This window comes from Hydrogenophaga crassostreae (assembly GCF_001761385.1).
Classification (GTDB): Bacteria; Pseudomonadota; Gammaproteobacteria; order Burkholderiales; family Burkholderiaceae_C; genus Hydrogenophaga; species Hydrogenophaga crassostreae.
The window spans coordinates 3,906,568-3,923,758 of sequence record NZ_CP017476.1; the positions used below are offsets into that span (position 1 = coordinate 3,906,568).

A 17,191-nucleotide genomic window follows, 5' to 3' on the forward strand; every position below is an offset into this window, starting at 1 on the left:
ATGGACATCAAAGTACTCGGCACAGGTTGTGCCAACTGCAAAAGCACCATCGCCCTCATCGACCAGGTGGCGAAAGCCAAGGGCGTGGCGGTGAAGCTGGAGAAGGTGGAAGAGCTGCGCGACATCATGGGCTACGGCATCATGAGCACGCCCGGCGTGGTGATTGACGGCAAAGTGGTGCATGCCGGCGGCGTGCCCAGCCGCGACAAAGTTGAACAATGGCTCAGCGCCTGAAGGAATATAACCATGCTGGAAGAAGCGAAGCAGGTGTGTCCCACCTCCACCCAGCGCCTGGTGCGCGAAGGCGCGTTGCTGGTGGACGTGCGCGATCGCAACGAAGTTGCCGCGCTGGCGTTTGATGTGCCGGACATCGTCAACATGCCGTTGCTGGAACTGGAGCAACGCTGGGCCGAACTGCCCAAGGATCGCGACATCGTGCTGGTCTGTGAGAACGGAACCCAAAGCCTCAAGGCCACTTACTACCTGCAGTTCCAGGGCTTCACCCGCGTGAGCAATATGGAAGGCGGCATCCTTAAATGGATGGGCAAGAACTTCCCGGTGATCGGCCAGCGCCTTCAGGCGACGACCGCCGGTGCAGCTTGTCGCGGTAGCACAGGGGCAGCGTCTGACGCCGCTTGCTGCGAACCGACGCCCGACGCTGCTTCACTGCGAGCGGGCTGTTGCTGAACAAACGCCCGGCGCAGGCTATCGTGACTGTCGTTGGTGCCATGCGGCGCCTGGATGACTGTTCTCGACAAGGCGATGCAGGGCTTGCGGTGGGCGTGAGCAGAGAATGGCTGGAACCCAAGGAAAAGAAAATCACATGATCTCCACCCCCACCAAAATGCAGTTTCACGTGGTATCTCGCCGCGAGAGCGCGCACGCCAGCAGCGCTGCCTGCAAGAACGCACACATTGATCTGGATACCGATCTAGATGGCAACCCAGACGCATTCAATCCAGCCGAGCTGCTGCTGGCGGCACTCTCGGCCTGCATGATCAAGGGTATCGAGCGCGTCACGCCCATCCTCAAGTTCCAGCTTCGCGGTGTGGAGGTTCGGGTACACGGCGTTCGCCAAGATGTGCCCCCACGCATGGAGTCCATCCGCTACGAGATCGTGGTGGACACCGATGAGCCTGACCGACGCCTCGATTTGCTGCACGACAACGTCAAGAAATACGGCACGGTGTTCAACACCGTGGCTCCAGGAACGGACCTCTCGGGCGTGTTGCGCCGAAAGAATGAAACCCCATGAGTGCCAGCCACGACCACAGCCACGCGCCTGCCAACTTCAACGCTGCATTTGCCATCGGTATCGGCCTGAACATCGTTTTTGTGGCGATCGAGGCCCTCTATGGCTGGAGGATCAATTCGCTGGCGCTGCTGGCCGACGCGGGCCACAATCTGAGCGACGTCATCGGTCTGGTATTGGCCTGGGGTGGGGCTTTGGCGGGCAAGCTGCGGCCAGATGCCCGCCATACCTATGGCTGGAAACGCGCCAGCATTCTGGCCGCGTTTATCAACGCCTTGCTTTTGCTGGTGGCCATGGGTTCGCTGGTGTGGGAAGCGTTGCATCGCCTGCAATCTCCTGAGCCGGTCGAGGGCGTCACCATCATGGTGGTGGCCGGCATCGGCATCGTGGTCAATACGGCAACGGCGCTGTTGTTCATGCGCGGGCGGGAGAAAGACTTGAACATCCGCGGCGCTTTTTTGCACATGGCGGCGGACGCCCTGGTATCGGTCGGTGTGGTGATCGCAGGCGCACTGGCACTGTGGTTCGGCTGGACTTGGTTGGACCCCGTGGTCAGCCTGCTGATTGCCGCCGTGATCGTGGTCGGCACCTGGAGCCTGTTCCGGCAATCCCTGCATCTGTTGTTCGACGGTGTGCCCGAAAGTGTGGACCTGTTGCAGGTCAAAGCCTTGCTGGAGTCCCTGCCGGGAGTTGACCGTGTGCACGACCTTCACGTATGGGCCATGGGCACTTCAGAAATTGCGATGACGGCTCAGTTGGTCATGCCTGACGGGCCAGCAGGTGATGCCTTCTTGCAAAGCGTCACCGAGCAATTGCATGACCGGTTCGAGATTGAGCACGCCACCATTCAGATCGTACAAGTGCCTTTCACCGCGCCCTGCGGCAATCTCTCTACATTTGCCGCCGCTTCTGATCCGCCAGGAGTGCCAAACGAACATGATCGCGTGCAAGGCCATGCCCATCGTTGACGCCTGGCATTGATCCTGATCAGGCAGTGGCTGCATCTTTCATGGCCTTGGTCTGTCTTCCAAATACGGTGCTTTTACCGCGGTAGAAAAAAATGATGAGCCATGAATGCCAACGAAATACTTGAAATGATGCGCAAGGGCATGGGTGAGGTGCCCGGTGCCATCGAGAAGTCGGTCCCGGTTGACCCGGCGCTGATTCAGGAACACATGCGCTCCAAAGCATTTGCGATGCCAGCGGAACAGCCAGCACTCGACGAAGACACCCGGACGCTGATCTATCTGGCAGCAGCACTCGCAGGCACCAGCCCGGCCTGTGTGAAAGCCATGTCGAACAAGATCGTCCAGCAAGGCATTGCACCCGCCAAGGTCATCGAAACCGTTCACATCGTCCGCTTGGCCCTGGCGACCAAAATCATTGGCGACGCTGAGCCTGTTTTTGACGCGCTTGGTCGTCTCGCGTCGAAGTGATTCAAGCCGGTTCACAGATGTCCGTGCCTGCGCTGCAGGCGTGGCAATGGGCAGCCGCTTCAGCGGGGCTGAACGGCAAGCCCAATCGCCCTCTAAACCGCCTTGGGCAGATTGACCCGCTTCATCAGCTCTTCGGCGCTTTCTTTGCGCTCGCTGTAGCGGTCCACCAGATAGGGTGAGACATCGCGGGTCAGCCAGGTGAATTTCACCAGTTCCTCCATCACGTCGACGACCCGGTCAAGGTAACTCGACGGCTTCATGCGGTCGTTGTCGTCGAACTCCTGGAAGGCTTTGGCCACCGAAGATTGGTTGGGGATGGTGATCATGCGCATCCAGCGCCCGAGCAGACGCATCTGGTTGATGGCGTTGAAAGACTGCGAACCACCGCTGACCTGCATGACGGCCAGCGTCTTGCCTTGTGTGGGCCGCACGGCACCGCTCGAGAGCGGTATCCAGTCGATCTGGGCTTTCATGATGCCGGTCATCGCGCCATGGCGTTCCGGCGAACACCAGACCATGCCCTCAGACCACAGGACCAGGTTGCGCAGTTCCTGCACCTTGGGGTGCGAATCGGGTGCGTCGTCGGGCAGGGGCAGGCCGCCGGGGTTGAACACTTTGACCTCTGCGCCCATGGCCTGCAGCAGCCTGGCCGATTCTTCCACCAGCAACCGGCTGAAAGACCGGGGGCGAAGCGATCCGTACAGCAACAGGATTCTTGGAGGATGGGTCGAAGGCCTGTGTTGCAGTCTGGCGGGGTCGGGCACCCGGAAATGCGCGGGCGCCACCTGGGGCAGATCGGACAAGGGCTTGCTCGCTGCGTTGGAAGTGGTCTCAGACACGGCGCCCCTTGTCATCGACGACCCCTTCGCCATCTTCTTTGGAGAACGCACCTTGCTGGGGGGCGGGCAGGATGTCCAGAACCACCTCGGAAGGCCGGCACAGGCGCACACCCAGTGGCGTCACCACGATGGGTCGGTTCAGCAAGATCGGGTGTTGTTCGATGAAGTCCAGCAACTGCTGGTCGGACCACTTGGGGTTGCCCAGGTCCAGTTCGGCGAAAGGCGTGCCCTTTTCGCGCAGCACATCGCGCACACCAACGCCCATGGCGTTGAGCAGTTGGCGTATCTGTTCTGTGCTGGGAGGGGTCTTGAGGTATTCGATGACGGTGGGTTCAACGCCGCTGTTGCGGATCAGGGCCAAAGTGTTGCGCGAGGTGCCACAGGCCGGGTTGTGAAAGATGGTGATGCTGGACATAGGACTGCAAATAGTTGGTGGGTTCAGGGTGTAGGCAGGGATGTTGGGCGCCAGGCGTTGACGATGGCCACCAGGGAGAGCATCACCGGCACTTCGACCAGCACGCCCACCACGGTGGCCAAGGCGGCACCTGAGTTGAGACCAAACAGCGAGATGGCCACTGCGACGGCCAGTTCGAAGAAGTTGGAGGTGCCGATCAGACAGGCCGGGCCGGCAATCTCGTGTGGCAACTTGAGCAGCTTGGCGCCCCACCAGGCGATGAAGAAAATGCCATACGACTGCAGGATCAACGGCACGGCGATGAGCGCAATCACGCCGGGCTGATCAACGATGGTGCGGGCCTGAAAGCCGAACAGCAACACGACCGTGGCGATCAGGCCCACCACCGACCAGGGCTTGAGCCGTGCGACGAAGTCACCGACGGCGTGCGCAGATCGTTTCTGCAGCATCTGGCGCGTAGCCATGCCGGCCAGCAAAGGGAGCACCACGTACAGGATGGTCGAGAGCACCAGCGTTTCCCAGGGCACGGTGACGTTTGTCATGCCCAGCAGGAAGGCCGCGATGGGGGCAAAGGCGACCACCATGATGAGGTCGTTGATCGAAACCTGGACCAGGGTGTAGTTGGCGTCCCCTTTGACCAGCTGGCTCCAGACAAAAACCATGGCCGTGCAAGGCGCCACGCCCAGGAGGATCATGCCAGCGATGTATTCGTTGGCCGACTGCGGGTCGACCCAGCCGGCAAACACATATTTGAAAAAGAGAACACCCAGCGCCGCCATGGTGAAGGGCTTGATCAGCCAGTTGACCACCAGCGTGAGCACCAGGCCCTGGGGTTTCTTGCCCACGTCTTTGACCGCGTGCCAATCGATCTGGATCATCATGGGGTAAATCATTACCCAGATGAACACGGCAACCACCAGGTTGACCTGTGCAATTTCAAGGGAAGCCACCGCCTGGAAGACGCCGGGCAAAACCAGCCCCAGGCCCACCCCGGCGGCAATGCCCAAAGCCACCCATACCGTCAGATACCGTTCAAACAAGCCCATACAAAAAGCTCCATGCGAAAAAATGTTCTGGTGTCATTCAGGCACCAGCCCGAAGACAAAGTCTCTGGTTCACGAACTGATTTGTCCTATGCCCTTGAGTGCCTCCTGCAGCTTCAGCTTGTCAAGCTTGTCGATGGGCAGCGTTGTCAAGAGTGTGATGCGCCGGTTCAAGACCATGAAGGTGTCCCGGAAGGCCTTTTTGATGGCGTCCTGGCTGCCCTTGACAGCGGCGGGATCTTCAACGCCCCAGTGCGCTGACATCGGCTGACCTGGCCAAATCGGGCACACCTCGCCAGCCGCTTTATCGCAGACGGTCAACACGAAGTTCATGCGGGGGGCGTCTGATGCGGCGAACTCACTCCAGTTCTTGCTCCTCAAGCCATCTGTTGGGTAATGGTGTCGCTCCAGCAGTTCGATGGTGTTCGAATTCACTTGCCCGGCTGGATGGCTGCCCGCGCTGTATCCCCGGAAGCGACCCGCTCCCATCTTGTTGAGCATGGCCTCGGCCATGATGCTGCGAGCAGAATTGCCCGTGCAGATGAAAAGCACGTTGTAAGTCATAGATGTCATGGAGGCCTCATTGGCGTGTGTTGATGGTGGGGTGGTTGGCTCGGGAACCGGGGTTTACGTTTGCGGTGATTTCATTGGAGAAGACGGTGCTCTTGGTCCTGACCGGCACAGGCAATCGCTTCAACTTGTGGCCTTTCAAGAGGCGTCACAGGACAGCTCGGTGGTCTCCAGACAGGTCGCTCCCTGGCAGCAGTGCGCGGTCAGGAAGCCCAGCAAGTTGTTCATCTGGGGAATGCATGCCCGGTAGATCAGGTAACGCCCGTCGCGCTCGCTGCTGATCAGGCCCGCGTGGCTGAGCTCCTTGAGGTGAAAGGAGAGCGCGGTGGACGCGCAGCCCACAGCCTCTGACAGGTGACTTGGTGTCAGCCCCGCAGGACTGGCCGCGATCAGAAGTCGAAATACGCGCAGACGGGTTTCCTGGGCCAGTGCGCCCAGTGCATTCACCGCGTCGGATTCGTTCATGGGTGGCTCCTCAGGGCTGGGTTGTCGAGGGTTGGAACAAGTGTGCGGGCAAAGACAGGGAGAAAAGCCAGCGCAACAGCCGCATCAGCGCCTTGCCAGCCTTTCGCCACCGTCGCGCCCCGACGAGCACTTGAATGGCCGCGCCACCCAAGCCGTCGACACCACCGGTTCACCATCAATTCAATTATTCAATGTTTATTGGATTATAGAGTTGAATTGTGAACGCATCGTGACAATCCCGGCCACATCTTGGCTGACACCGGTGTGGTCGTGCATGCGGGCCTTCTGCTGCGATGTGCTGGCCGGGACTGGGCGCAGTCGACCCCCGTCAAGCGACCGACTGGTGAGGGCAAGCGGTCACTTGAGAGCCAGCCAGACCGATGAACCGCCACAAAAATCGCGGACATTCAAGCGTGCAGGTCGCATATCTGAACCCCGCCTTGAGGCGCCCTTCAAAGTGACCCCTGCCGGTTTTTCAGTCGAAACTGCTGCGGCGTTTCACCCCCCAGCCGGCGAAAGAACTTCACGAAATTCGTGGGCTCCGTGAATCCCAGCTGGTGTCCTATGTGGGCCACCGGCATTTGGCTGTGCGCCAGCAGCCGTCTGGCTTCCAGGACAATCCGCCGATCGATCACCTGCTTGGCGGTAAAGCCCACCACCTCGACGCATGTACGGGCTGTTCAGTTGCGCGGCAAACAGGCGGTAAATCGCCATGGCTTTGCTGGTGGTGTTGGCTGGTGTCGTGTCCAGGCTTCGTGGGCAAGCCGCAGCATCAACGTCACAAGGGCATGGCGAACCATCAAGGCTTCTCGATCGCTGCCTTCAAAACGCTCCAGATCGCAACGCAGCCGAGTTCAACCCCACCGATGGACCCAGCGCCGACGGCGAAACCAAAACCAGCAGGCCCTCAAGGCCAGCGTCCAGGCGCCACTGCTGTACCTGCCCAGGCCTCACAAGCAACACATCTGCCGCATGCAGCAAATGGGTCACGAAATCGACCACATGACCGCCCTCGCCTTGTTCAACCAACAGCAGCAGCAAGAAGTCGACCCTTTGCGGAGCCCCCATCTCTAAGTCGAGCAACTTGGCCCGCAACCCACGCAGCGTGATGACCTCCACGCCAACGTTCGTCAAACGGGGGTTGTTGAACTGAATCTCGGGGAGACCATCGCGACCGAAGCGCTTTGCTACAAGCTTTCTCCGGTATCGACACTGTATTGCTGGTCTCGGGAATGGATGCGCCGGACATGGATGCGCCGGACAAACACATCGATCAGCACCGCAACATGATTGAAGCAGCCAGATCGGCCGGGGTTCGCAAACTGGTTTACACCAGCGTGCAAGGAGCAGCGGCGGGATCGGCCTTTTCACCCATCGTGCAAAGCAACCGCCAGACCGAGGCCGACGTCAAGGCCAGTGGTCTCGACTGGGTGATCGGCCGCATCGGCATCTACATCGATACCTACAAAGCCAGGGGTGAGATCGCCAACGGTGCAGGCGATGGGCTGTGCGCTTACACGACCCGATCAGAACTGGCCTATGCCTGCGCACACATGCTGACCGGGTCGAAGCACAACGGCCACACCTACCTGTTGCATGGCGCGCCGATCACCCAGGCCATCTTGGCCCGCCATCTGGGTGACACCTTCGGCATGGCGCCGTGGTACCGCGAGATGACCGTCGAGGCTTTCCGGGCCGAGCGCATCGCGGAACTGGTTGAATTCATGGGCAATGTGATCGCTGGCATCTACCAGGGCATTCGCGACGGTGCCTATGACGAGCACAGCGACTTTGATGCGGCCGCTGGGCGGCCACACCCGTCCTGGGCGAACGACTTCGGCACGCTCAAGAATCTACCAATCGATCGCTGACGCATCCTCTTCAGAGAGCCGTTCGGTGAGGCCACCACCGTCAAGGCACGGTCAAAGGCGCATTAAGCAGTTGCACCCGCGCAAGCCCTCACGGATACAGGCACAGGCGTCCCCCTGCCCGGGCTTGCAATGGGGCCCGCGACCGGGTACCCGCCGCCTTTGACCGGCCGGCGAGAGGATCCCGGGTGAAATTCAATCGCATGGCCCCTTGGCTCAGGATGTAGCACGCCGCGGCCAGCAGAGACCATTTGTGAGCCCCGACCGTACCTGGTCACTGAGGGTTGGTAAAATTCCCGGCTGACGAACCGATTGGAAAGCCAGCATCCGTCACTCCGGGTCGGGAGCCCCTATTCACACGTGGCGTGAGCAATCAATCCCTCGCCTTCGTTCTGCCCGCTTTTCTCAAGCGACCGAGCTGCGAGGGCAAACGGTGAGAAGCGGTCGCTTGAGACCCTGCCTGACCGATCACCGGACACGAAGCTCGCGGAAGTTCAGCCGTCAAGTTCGATAGCCTGGGCTCAGTCTTGAAAAGATCTTCAAAACTATTGGTGCGGCTATGCCGGGGTTGCTGTCGGCAGTGATCGCAACGCGACCTCACATTCTGTATCGACCATCAGTCATCCGAGGGGTGCGAGCTCTCGCCGAGCCCATGTACCCCCCAGCCTCGAACAGTCGACCGTCAAAAAGGCTGCCATCGGGCCCCATGTGCCAGGAAACTGGTTTCTCCCGCAGCGAAAGGACAAGGTATGCCTGAAAGTCCAGTGACAGCCCATGAAGTGGTTCATTGAACATGACAGACCTCCCCAAGGTTCAACCCATGGACAAGTACACGCAAGCCAGGCCGCCCACACCCGCCAGCGCCGTTTGCCCCGCAATCAAGGCGATGGCCAGAAATGGCGGGGCGCAGGGACAGCCCCTCTCCAGCAGAGCCCGTTCCCGGCGGTGCCCAAACACCGCAACAGCCGCGGTCGTCAACAACAACAGCACGCCCAAAGCATCGAGTGCAAGTTGACTGTGCTCAATACCCGAACGCAGAATCAGCGCGCCGCACACCAGAAATGCCATCCCGGTTCGGCGCCAAGACAGGGCAGTTCGCTGCGGTTGAAGACCCGGAGCGATGGCGGCACTCATCGCAGAATGAACAATGAGGCAATGGCCGCGGAAACCAGCAAAGCGCCTGTTGACAGCAGCGGAATAATGAAGCTGGTAGACAAAGGACGGGCCGTGCGCATCGCGATCTCGTTGTCGCGCCAGCGCCGGTACGCCGCCACGCTGAGCAAAGCCGCGAGCAGCGCCAATACCGCAGCGAGCGATACAACCGCGATGCGCGGCTGCAACTTGGTGGCGAATTGCTCGAGCAAAATGCTGCCGGCTACCAACGACAAAGCGGTGCGAATCCAAGCCAGGAAGGTGCGCTCGTTGGCCAGGGAGAATCGGTAATCGGGATCGGTTCCGATCGAGGTCCAGCTAGGTTTTTTTGCCATCAGTGCTTTCTTTGGTGAAAGGTTTATCGGGTGCGCTTCGCTTTCATCGAGATCCCGGCGCCCCTCGCTTGCGCGAGCGCCACACAACCAAATCGCCATTGGCCACGCCTCGTTCAACCCCACCTTCAAACCTGGAGATGGGTCGCCATACGAATGAAACAGCTGATGAAAGAACCTGACAGTCTGCCACCTGCTGACAGTTCTGGACGCAGTCGGCATCGACGTAAAACGCGGGCAACTTCACGGGGCCGCCCAGACGCGCTAAGGACAAACGGCGGTTGAATCTCGCTGTTTGGCATCCAGGTCCGTTGGCAACTTCATCTTGGACTACGCCTGTTTTTTTGGGCCATTTTTCTAGTTTCGGGCTTTTGACCTCGATCGAGTGATTGGTGTGGATACCCGAGCAGTCGATTGACATCTGGTGGCGCAAACAACTGGTTGCGGCAATCACGAACTTTCAGGCGTCAACTTCGAACGTCAGGATCCAGGCTTGAACCAGCTTTCGAAACTCCAGCTTCGGCTTTGCATCTGAAGTTGACGGCAGCAGTCGAACCTAGGCCCAACAGGCTCTGGCCTTCAGCACTCATCCGAGGAGACTCAAACATTGAGGGCCCAACGGCCGGGTTCATCCGTTGATCAGCCGCCATTGGCATGGAGCGTGACCTCTTTGAGGGTTGCCACGATCTGGCTCCCACCGAATCTTGATCTCTGCATTTGGAGAATCCATTGGCTGGTTTTTTCCAGTCCCGCTTGGCACAGGTTGTCGAGGTGGCGTCAGAAGTTCAGTCCTTGTCCGCGTGCTTCACCACCTGCTGACCCACAGGGTTGCGACTGAGAAAGACGGCAACAAGCAAGGCCAAGATCAGGAACACCAGCGCCAACGGGCTCTTGACCAGAAACCAGGGATCAGACCCGGATACAGAAAAAGCCTGCCGAATCATGCGTTCAAAGTCGTCAGCGAGTATGTAGGCGATAACAAATGGCAACACCGAGATACCAAGCCGCCGCATGAAATAGCCGATCACGCCGAAACCAACAGCGACATACACAGACAGCATCTTTCCTTCCTGCACATACACCGCAGTCAGCGTGACCAATAGGACGATTGGCATCAGAACTCGCGCGGGTATGTGCTGCATCACGCCCAGGCTCCGCATGAAGGCGCCACCCACGGTCCAGTTCAGCACATTGGCCAACATCATTAGAGAAAACAGGCCGATCACCATGACCAGCTCCATGTTCACGCTGTCGGGAGTCATTCGGAACACATTGGGACCAGGGTTCAGACCGCCAATGCTCTCCATTGCCAGCAGGATGAAGACCGCTCCCACATTGCCCGGGATACCCAGGGCCAGCACCGGCATCAGGTTGGAACCTGAAACGGCTGAGTTGGCCGCCTCGGTCGAAGCAATGCCCTCCATTGCGCCAGAGCCAAATGGAATTTCTCCCTTGTGCATACGCTGTCCGGACGTGTAGCCCAATGTGGCGGCCAAGGTTGAACCAATACCGGGCAGTGCGCCGACGATGGTGCCGATGACTGCAGATACGCCGATGTAAGGCATCAGTTTTCGCATGTCGCTGAGATGCAGTTTGTTGTCCCCGTGTTCTTTTACAGACGGCAGTTCCCGCTTGTCACGCCGGCTGACTGCGAGTTCCTCCACGGTTTTAAAGATTTCGCCCAGAATGAGAACACCCAGCACGGCGGCGATCAATGGGAAGCCACCAGCCAGTGAATCAATTCCAAAAGTCAGGCGAGGCGTCGAGTCCTCACCTGTTCCTATGGTGGCGCAGAACATGCCGAACAGCGCTGCAAGCAGGCCCTTGAGCACGGATGTCCCCACGACGGCCGCGATGAAAGCCATGGCCAAAATGATCAGCGCGGCCTTTTCAGGATAGTCGAGGTATTTCTCCACTATCACGGCAAGGAAAGGAGCGCAGGTGATCAACACCAGGTCGGAGAAGGTGTCACCGGCCACGCAAGAAAAGTGCGCCACCCGCAGCGCTTTGCCTGCCTTTCCATTCTTGGCCATCGGGTAACCATCGAATGTCGTCATCAACGCATCCGGAGTTCCGGGGGTGTTGAACAGGATCGCTGGTACCGCACCGCCCAGCGTGGCCCCCTTCATCAGACCGATCAGGAAGCCCAGTACCGGCAGCAAGGCCGACGGCGTAAAGCCAAAACTCGACAGCAAGATGGGCAATGAGACCGCCATGGCGAAGGGGCCCGAAAGCCCGGGGATGGCGCCGACAACAATACCGGCGATCAGGCCGGAAAATACCATCACCAATGTCATCGAAATCGGCAGCCCAAAAACGACAGCAACGGGATCGGCCGTAAAAACCGCCGAAAGCCCCAGGCGGACATAGTCCATCAGTTCGAAATTCATTATTGGTCCCCGTTGGGTGGCAGCAGCAGGTTTTTGAATGGGAGGTCGTAGGTCAAGGCCATGAGCAAAACGGCCAGCGCGGCGATCAATGCCAATCGCCAGCTGGGTCGACCAGCGACAAAACTCATCAGACCAAAAACCAGCAGGAAGCCGCCACTCAGGTAGCCGGTGTACTTCCAGGGTCTTGTCGCTCGAAGTTCGCGATACGAGCCGATGTCTGAACCCATGGCCTGCGCCAGCTTCACCACAAAGGGTCCAGCCCAGCTCATCACCAGCAGCGAGCCAAACACCAGCACGAGCAGGAGACCCAAAAACCGCAAGTTGGCCAGTGTTGGTCCACCCGTGTTGGCGTCTGCTTCGAGCAGATCCGGGCGCTGCTTCAACAGGCTGCCGGCGATCAAGAGGATGCCAATGATGCCCAGGCCGATGGCCCAAACGGTCGGGGCCATCGCATCTCCCACGGCCGTTTGGCTTCGCACTTGTTCGATGACCCCTGACTCAACGTCATTCGGGATCCAGAAGAAAAGAGTGACCAGCGCGAAGACCACGCAGGCCGAGCCCAGGAAGGTGTTCCAGTGATGGCGATTCATGGTTTGTACCTGCGTCGCTACTTCTGAATCACTTGGATGCGTCTTCCAGCATCTTCTTGCTGGACACCAGTTCACCAACCACGAATCTTTCCAACTCTGCACCGGACAAGGTCACGGCGGGCCCAAACGTTTTGGTGATGAAACCATTGGTCTTGGACGTCGGGTCGTTGATGATTTCCTTCATTGCATTTGACAAAGCATCACGGGCTTCCGCTGGCAAACCCTTGGGCGCGATAAACATGAAGTAGATGCCGAAGTCAATGTCCAGGCCAAGCTCTTTCACGGTGGGCACATTGGGAGACATCTTCAGCCGCGTGGCCTCGCCAGAGGCCAGGTTCACCAGATCGCCCGACGCGATGCCCTTGGCCTGTATACCGGCCACCCAGCCAATGTCGATATCACCTGCCGTGATGGCGTCGAGCACAGCCTTGCCGCCTTTGAGAGAGACGATGTTGAATTTGACGCCCTGGGTTTTTCCCAGCAGGTAGGCGCCATCGGCCAATTTCTGCGACGCCGCACCGAAGGAAACAGCCTGACCCTTTTTCATCGCAGCGGTGACATCGGCCAACGTCTTCCAGCCCTTGCTGCTTCGAGCGACGATGCCCATCTCCGTGCCGACCGTGGTCGTGAGAAAGGTGAAGTCCTTTTCCGTGTAACCTGGCGCCTTCTCGGCCAGCATGTTGTAGCCAACCGCTTCACTGACAATCAAGCCCACGGCCGTGCCGTCTGCTGGCGCTTTTGCCAGACGGGCCGCCAGCACCACACCGCCTTTGCCTACGACGGCCTCAGGAATGACTTTCCAACCCTTACGGGCCTCCAGCTCCTCGGCCATCAGGCGCGCCTGGCTATCAACAGCGCCGCCGGCTGCGAAGCCGATCATCATCGTGATGGGACCTTTGGGTTGCCATTCGGCATGTGCGGCTAAGGGTAAGGTCAAGGCTGCGGCTGAAAGGGCCAAGCCGAGGGTGGTGATCAATTTCATATGTGTCTCCTGGTTGTAATTGAAGCGGGAAAATTCGTGCGGCTCAGGCTGAGCCAATCGCCTTGCCCACCGGGCCGGCATCGTCGGGCCGGGCATGGACCAACGCGATCAGGTGTTCTCGCAAGTCGGCATAGGAGGGGTCGTCGAAAACATTGCGCATCTCATCGGGATCGGCTTGCAAGTCGTACATTTCGCCGACGCCCGTCTTCAGCTCGAGCGTCAACTTGGCATCCCTGGTTCGCACACAACGCAAGCTCAAACCCACGCCCACCCGGCCCGGCAGCAATTCCCATTCACTGCGCGCACATTCACGCTGCACAGCTTGGCCTTCGAGCAGCGGGCGCAACGACTCACCGTGCTGAGTCAGCTGGGCTTCTACGCCGGCCAGATCAAAAAAGGTCGGCGCCAGGTCAATGGTCGAAACGGGTTCCGCGACAACTTGATCTGCCTTGACGCCAGGGCCTCGCACAATCATGCCCACGCGCAACAAACCTTCGTAGAGCATTGGCCCCTTGAGCATGAGTCCGTGGTCACCCAGCCAGTCGCCATGGTCAGACGTGAATATCACGATCGTGTTCTCAGCAAGACCCGCTTCTTCCAGCGCAATCAACATGCGGCCCACCTGATGATCGATCAGCGAGATCTGGCCATAGGTGTTGGCGATGATCTCGCGCAGTTGCTGATCGGTTTGGGGTGGAATGCGGCTGTAGGCTTTGCGAACGGCTACGTTGTCGGCCGGCCCCTGGGGTTCATTTTCGATCGCGGCACGGTGCCACCAAGGGCGTTGGTCGAGATCGCGCGTGCGGTGCTTCGGCAGATCGACATCTTCCGGCGCATGCAAGCGGGACCACGGCTCAGGGCAGTCGAAGGGATGGTGTGGATCGGGGAAGCTGACCCAGGCACAAAACGGTTTTTCTTTGCGCTCTGGCTTCTTCAGCCATTCAAGGGCGCGGTCTGCAGTCCAGGTGGAGTTGTGCCAGGCCACCGGCAACTGAGAGTGCCAGGTTTGTGCTGCGCCATGGGTGTCGCTTCGCCCAAGTTGATACAGGCGATTCTTCTCGTCTCCCTGACCATCTGCGTAGTACCAATGCTCGTAGTGCAGTCCGAGCGGTGGCTTCTCGGGCAGAAACCAGTTGTGCCCGACCAGCATCATCTCCGCGTACTGGAAGCCCATGTAAGGGCCAAACCAGTTCGGGCCAAAATCCGCCGACGACTTGACGCACTCAGGGGAACCCGTGGGCTCGAAGGTGTGGTACGTCGAAAAGTGCGCCTTGCCGAAAAATGCTGTGTCGTAGCCGGCTTTGGCCAGGGTGCCTGCAAATCCCTTCTCCCCCACTTCGGGATCGAGGTCGATACCGTTGTCGTGCACACCGTGCGTCATGCACAACTGCCCCGTCAGAATCGATGCTCGTGTGGGCTGACACACCGGATTCGAGGTGATACAGGCAGAAAACCGGGTGCCTTCTTTGGCGAGACGATCGAGATGGGGCGTACTGACTTTTCGGCCTTCGAAACCGAAACAGTCAGCACGCTGCTGATCGGACATGATCAACAAAATATTGGGTGGATTCATGGCACGGAATGAAGTGTGTTCGACATGGGAGCCGATTCTTCGACACCTCGTCTTCCTTCACTGTTGCCGCAGGCACACAAGCCTGTTTTCGAGGGAAAACCCCGAGAAAATGGTTACCAGCCGGCGAGTTCAAACCAGCTTCGATCGAAAATTTCGATCGTGCCGCGCCCGAGCTTCAGGCGGTTGGCGGCCTCGAGTCGCTTCAGCTCTTTGGACAAGCGCGAACGGCTCACACCGCAACGCGACGCCAGGCTCTCATGGGTGCCGGTGATGATGAGCCGTCCGTCTTCCGTCGTCGGCAGACTGAGCATGATCCTGGCCAGGGAGGCACAGACCCGCTCGTGCACACCGCGTTCCAGCCACGTGTGTTCGCGGGCCTGCACCTCCCGCAAACGCTGGGACAGAAAACGCACAAGTTGCACAAGCAGTTCGTGATGGCGGGTGAGCGTGTCCTCGATGACGGTGAACGGTATCCACCTGAACGTGGCATCTGCAGCAACGACGACATCGACCGTGGCCGGGTCCCGCCGGAACAAATACGACAGCATCACCAGTTCACCTGGGCCCCAGATCACAGGCACCACCACGCCTCCGTCGTCAGATGATTGATGGATGACCGCATCAAGAGAGCCCTTCACCAATAGCGGCAATCGGTCCAGCACATCACCGCAACAAATGATTTGTCGGCCGACTGGCGCTGATACCAGTGCCCACGACGAAAAATCAAGGTGCGCAGACAAGCCTTCGACAAGCTCCCGATTGGATCGTCGACTGTCTGCCAGAGAATAGAGTTCGTCATCCACGCTTGAGAATCCTTCGTTCCGCCCCAAGGCCCAGGCGATGGCCTGACCGCGATTGCTCGGAGTCTATCGTGGCGGTGACCAGCAGACCCGATGGGCGGTCGCCTAGATCAGTGTATGGGCTGGACGCCACTAGAACGCCCCGGCAGGGCAGAGACACTTGCGGAGATGTACCCCAAGCAAGGATGGCACATAGCCCGCCCGCGCCACTTCGGAAACGCCTCTCGCCAATAGCGCTTGTGCCTGCGCCAATTTCTGGTTGGGAATGTTAGCCATGTCAGCGCTGGGCTAGCGCTGCACTCGGCGTTACCCATCCCGTCTTTGCGCATCAGATGGGGGCATCAGGGTAGAGACCCCGCTCTCGGGCCATCAGGCGGGATAGCCCGAGCAAGGCACCGATATTCGGCAGGGGAATACCCAGGCGGTTTCCCATCTCGAAGACGACACCGACGATCGCATCGAGTTCGAGTTGGCGGTGCGCTTCCACGTCTTGCAGCATTGAAGTCTTGAACGCACCAAGCTTGGCTGTGATCGCGTGGCGGGCTTCGGGCGATTCTCCGATGGCGCAACCTATGCGTTCGCCGATCAGCTTGGCTTCTTCCATCGCTTCGGAGCAAAAGTTTCGAACCAGTTCGTCGGCAAGAATGCGGTCGATAGTGGCCCCCGTGAGCGCGCTCACGGGATTCATCGTCAAGTTGCCCCACAACTTGTACCAGATGTCCTGGCGGATATTCTCGGAATGGGTGACGTCGAAACCACCGCGTTTGAGCAGCTCAACCACGCGAGTGGAGCGATCGGAATCGCCCCCGGAAGCTTCGCCAACGATCAGTCCATTGCCACCTTTGTGCTTCACGAGTCCAGGTTCGGTGGTCGCCGTGGAGGCATGAACAACGCAACCCATCACCTGTTCAAAAGGAATGGCGGTGTTGATGACTCCCCCTGCATCGACGCTCTGCAGGGGCTCGCCAAATTCCGCCAGACCGCGACAGAACCACCACGGAACACCATTCATCGCAGGCAGCACGGTTGTTTGCTCGCCGAGCAAAGGCTTCAAGCCCGCAGCTACCGTGGTCAGCGCCGGGCCCTTGACCGCGATCACGACCAGATCCTGTATCCCGAGGTCTTCCGCGTGCTCGCTGACGCCCGCCACAGGGGCCTGAATGGGTCCTTCTGCGGTTTGCAGGCGCCAGCCATGTTCTTGCAGTGAGGCCCTGGTTGCACCGCGGGCTATGGCACTCACTTCAATGCCGGCGGCGGCCAGTCGCGTACCTATCCATCCGCCGATCGCGCCGGCGCCGACAATGCAAACTTTCATGCTGTATCTCCTTAGTGTTGAGCAATATGTCTTTGAAACAACTGGGAACCCGTTCTTCGACCCCCAACGTCCTGGGGCGGCAATCGATCCGCTCGCGAGATGGCGCCCACGATGATCCTGGCCATGGCATCTGCCGCCCCTTTAAGGTTCTTCATCTGCAAGACGACAT

21 protein-coding genes are annotated in these 17,191 nt (G+C 59.3%); 6 read left to right on the forward strand and 15 right to left on the reverse strand.

From position 1 onward, the window contains the following. The 5 genes from LPB072_RS17995 (at position 1) to LPB072_RS18015 (ending at position 2,688) form a co-directional block, all read left to right on the forward strand. Complete coding sequence (locus LPB072_RS17995; RefSeq protein ID WP_231943290.1) at positions 1-234, forward strand: thioredoxin family protein; 234 nt, start codon at positions 1-3, stop codon at positions 232-234. A gap of 12 nt (positions 235-246) precedes the next feature. After that, positions 247-687 carry a rhodanese-like domain-containing protein gene (locus LPB072_RS18000; RefSeq protein WP_066085383.1) on the forward strand — a complete coding sequence of 147 codons (441 nt, stop codon included), beginning with the start codon at positions 247-249 and terminating at the stop codon, positions 685-687. A 136-nt stretch (positions 688-823) separates the two neighbouring features. Beyond that, entirely contained in the window at positions 824-1,255 is a 432-nt protein-coding gene (locus LPB072_RS18005) for an OsmC family protein (protein ID WP_066086297.1), read from the forward strand. Continuing rightward, entirely contained in the window at positions 1,252-2,220 is a 969-nt protein-coding gene (locus LPB072_RS18010) for a cation diffusion facilitator family transporter (RefSeq protein ID WP_082876720.1), read from the forward strand. The genes LPB072_RS18005 and LPB072_RS18010 overlap by 4 nt, the downstream gene beginning before the upstream one ends. Before the next feature lie 102 nt (positions 2,221-2,322). After that, positions 2,323-2,688 (forward strand): carboxymuconolactone decarboxylase family protein, encoded by a 366-nt coding sequence (locus tag LPB072_RS18015; RefSeq protein ID WP_066085380.1) that lies wholly within the window; start codon positions 2,323-2,325, stop codon positions 2,686-2,688. Positions 2,689-2,780: 92 nt separating this feature from the next. Here the strand turns inward: LPB072_RS18015 and arsH are convergent, their stop codons facing one another. The 7 genes from arsH to LPB072_RS18050 all read right to left on the reverse strand — a co-directional run bounded on the left by arsH (position 2,781) and on the right by LPB072_RS18050 (position 7,154). Next, a complete protein-coding gene (gene arsH, locus LPB072_RS18020; protein WP_066085377.1) occupies positions 2,781-3,542 on the reverse strand; it encodes an arsenical resistance protein ArsH in 762 nt (253 codons plus the stop codon). Beyond that, a complete protein-coding gene (gene arsC, locus LPB072_RS18025; RefSeq protein WP_066085374.1) occupies positions 3,520-3,942 on the reverse strand; it encodes an arsenate reductase (glutaredoxin) in 423 nt (140 codons plus the stop codon). The genes arsH and arsC overlap by 23 nt, the downstream gene beginning before the upstream one ends. 23 nt (positions 3,943-3,965) lie before the next feature. Continuing rightward, entirely contained in the window at positions 3,966-4,988 is a 1,023-nt protein-coding gene (gene arsB / locus LPB072_RS18030) for an ACR3 family arsenite efflux transporter (protein ID WP_066085372.1), read from the reverse strand. A 69-nt stretch (positions 4,989-5,057) separates the two neighbouring features. Then, a complete protein-coding gene (locus LPB072_RS18035) occupies positions 5,058-5,558 on the reverse strand; it encodes an arsenate reductase ArsC (RefSeq protein WP_066085370.1) in 501 nt (166 codons plus the stop codon). 135 nt (positions 5,559-5,693) lie between these two features. Further along, positions 5,694-6,020, reverse strand: coding sequence for an ArsR/SmtB family transcription factor (locus LPB072_RS18040; protein ID WP_066085368.1), 327 nt, complete (start codon positions 6,018-6,020; stop codon positions 5,694-5,696). Positions 6,021-6,472: 452 nt separating this feature from the next. Then, entirely contained in the window at positions 6,473-6,679 is a 207-nt protein-coding gene (locus LPB072_RS24210; RefSeq protein ID WP_066085365.1) for a helix-turn-helix domain-containing protein, read from the reverse strand. Positions 6,680-6,842: 163 nt separating this feature from the next. Further along, on the reverse strand, positions 6,843-7,154 hold the full coding sequence (locus LPB072_RS18050; RefSeq protein ID WP_157559353.1) for an AraC family ligand binding domain-containing protein: 312 nt from the start codon (positions 7,152-7,154) through the stop codon (positions 6,843-6,845). Positions 7,155-7,204: 50 nt separating this feature from the next. Here LPB072_RS18050 and LPB072_RS18055 point away from each other — a divergent pair, with 50 nt between their 5' ends. After that, entirely contained in the window at positions 7,205-7,891 is a 687-nt protein-coding gene (locus LPB072_RS18055; RefSeq protein WP_082876719.1) for an NAD(P)H-binding protein, read from the forward strand. An 810-nt stretch (positions 7,892-8,701) separates the two neighbouring features. On the opposite strand, the gene LPB072_RS18060 is transcribed toward LPB072_RS18055, so the two are convergent. The 8 genes from LPB072_RS18060 to LPB072_RS18095 all read right to left on the reverse strand — a co-directional run bounded on the left by LPB072_RS18060 (position 8,702) and on the right by LPB072_RS18095 (position 17,022). Then, the gene (locus LPB072_RS18060) at positions 8,702-8,956 is read right to left on the reverse strand and encodes a hypothetical protein (RefSeq protein WP_231943291.1); all 255 of its coding nucleotides are present in this window, start codon (positions 8,954-8,956) and stop codon (positions 8,702-8,704) included. A 62-nt stretch (positions 8,957-9,018) separates the two neighbouring features. Then, positions 9,019-9,375, reverse strand: a complete 357-nt coding sequence (locus LPB072_RS18065) for a YidH family protein (protein WP_066086294.1) — start codon at positions 9,373-9,375, stop codon at positions 9,019-9,021. 782 nt (positions 9,376-10,157) lie between these two features. Next, complete coding sequence (locus LPB072_RS18070; RefSeq protein ID WP_066085358.1) at positions 10,158-11,762, reverse strand: tripartite tricarboxylate transporter permease; 1,605 nt, start codon at positions 11,760-11,762, stop codon at positions 10,158-10,160. After that, positions 11,762-12,352 carry a hypothetical protein gene (locus tag LPB072_RS18075; RefSeq protein ID WP_066085357.1) on the reverse strand — a complete coding sequence of 197 codons (591 nt, stop codon included), beginning with the start codon at positions 12,350-12,352 and terminating at the stop codon, positions 11,762-11,764. The genes LPB072_RS18070 and LPB072_RS18075 overlap by 1 nt, the downstream gene beginning before the upstream one ends. Before the next feature lie 28 nt (positions 12,353-12,380). After that, positions 12,381-13,334: a tripartite tricarboxylate transporter substrate binding protein gene (locus tag LPB072_RS18080; RefSeq protein ID WP_157694108.1), complete on the reverse strand. Its 954-nt coding sequence runs from the start codon at positions 13,332-13,334 to the stop codon at positions 12,381-12,383. A 43-nt stretch (positions 13,335-13,377) separates the two neighbouring features. After that, positions 13,378-14,907, reverse strand: coding sequence for a sulfatase-like hydrolase/transferase (locus LPB072_RS18085; RefSeq protein ID WP_066085354.1), 1,530 nt, complete (start codon positions 14,905-14,907; stop codon positions 13,378-13,380). A gap of 113 nt (positions 14,908-15,020) precedes the next feature. After that, positions 15,021-15,710 (reverse strand): Crp/Fnr family transcriptional regulator, encoded by a 690-nt coding sequence (locus tag LPB072_RS18090; RefSeq protein WP_157559354.1) that lies wholly within the window; start codon positions 15,708-15,710, stop codon positions 15,021-15,023. A 325-nt stretch (positions 15,711-16,035) separates the two neighbouring features. Next, positions 16,036-17,022 (reverse strand): 2-dehydropantoate 2-reductase, encoded by a 987-nt coding sequence (locus LPB072_RS18095; RefSeq protein WP_066085350.1) that lies wholly within the window; start codon positions 17,020-17,022, stop codon positions 16,036-16,038. Positions 17,023-17,191: the final 169 nt, after the last annotated feature.

Bases quoted from the DNA above. Each gene is read 5' to 3' on its own strand.
- LPB072_RS17995 (WP_231943290.1), top strand. From the start codon at position 1: ATGGACATCAAAGTACTCGGCACAGGTTGTGCCAACTGCAAAAGCACC.
- LPB072_RS18000 (WP_066085383.1), top strand. From the start codon at position 247: ATGCTGGAAGAAGCGAAGCAGGTGTGTCCCACCTCCACCCAGCGCCTG.
- LPB072_RS18005 (WP_066086297.1), top strand. From the start codon at position 824: ATGATCTCCACCCCCACCAAAATGCAGTTTCACGTGGTATCTCGCCGC.
- LPB072_RS18010 (WP_082876720.1), top strand. From the start codon at position 1,252: ATGAGTGCCAGCCACGACCACAGCCACGCGCCTGCCAACTTCAACGCT.
- LPB072_RS18015 (WP_066085380.1), top strand. From the start codon at position 2,323: ATGAATGCCAACGAAATACTTGAAATGATGCGCAAGGGCATGGGTGAG.
- arsH (WP_066085377.1), bottom strand. From the start codon at position 3,542: ATGACAAGGGGCGCCGTGTCTGAGACCACTTCCAACGCAGCGAGCAAG.
- arsC (WP_066085374.1), bottom strand. From the start codon at position 3,942: ATGTCCAGCATCACCATCTTTCACAACCCGGCCTGTGGCACCTCGCGC.
- arsB (WP_066085372.1), bottom strand. From the start codon at position 4,988: ATGGGCTTGTTTGAACGGTATCTGACGGTATGGGTGGCTTTGGGCATT.
- LPB072_RS18035 (WP_066085370.1), bottom strand. From the start codon at position 5,558: ATGACATCTATGACTTACAACGTGCTTTTCATCTGCACGGGCAATTCT.
- LPB072_RS18040 (WP_066085368.1), bottom strand. From the start codon at position 6,020: ATGAACGAATCCGACGCGGTGAATGCACTGGGCGCACTGGCCCAGGAA.
- LPB072_RS18060 (WP_231943291.1), bottom strand. From the start codon at position 8,956: ATGGCATTTCTGGTGTGCGGCGCGCTGATTCTGCGTTCGGGTATTGAG.
- LPB072_RS18065 (WP_066086294.1), bottom strand. From the start codon at position 9,375: ATGGCAAAAAAACCTAGCTGGACCTCGATCGGAACCGATCCCGATTAC.
- LPB072_RS18070 (WP_066085358.1), bottom strand. From the start codon at position 11,762: ATGAATTTCGAACTGATGGACTATGTCCGCCTGGGGCTTTCGGCGGTT.
- LPB072_RS18075 (WP_066085357.1), bottom strand. From the start codon at position 12,352: ATGAATCGCCATCACTGGAACACCTTCCTGGGCTCGGCCTGCGTGGTC.
- LPB072_RS18080 (WP_157694108.1), bottom strand. From the start codon at position 13,334: ATGAAATTGATCACCACCCTCGGCTTGGCCCTTTCAGCCGCAGCCTTG.
- LPB072_RS18085 (WP_066085354.1), bottom strand. From the start codon at position 14,907: ATGAATCCACCCAATATTTTGTTGATCATGTCCGATCAGCAGCGTGCT.
- LPB072_RS18095 (WP_066085350.1), bottom strand. From the start codon at position 17,022: ATGAAAGTTTGCATTGTCGGCGCCGGCGCGATCGGCGGATGGATAGGT.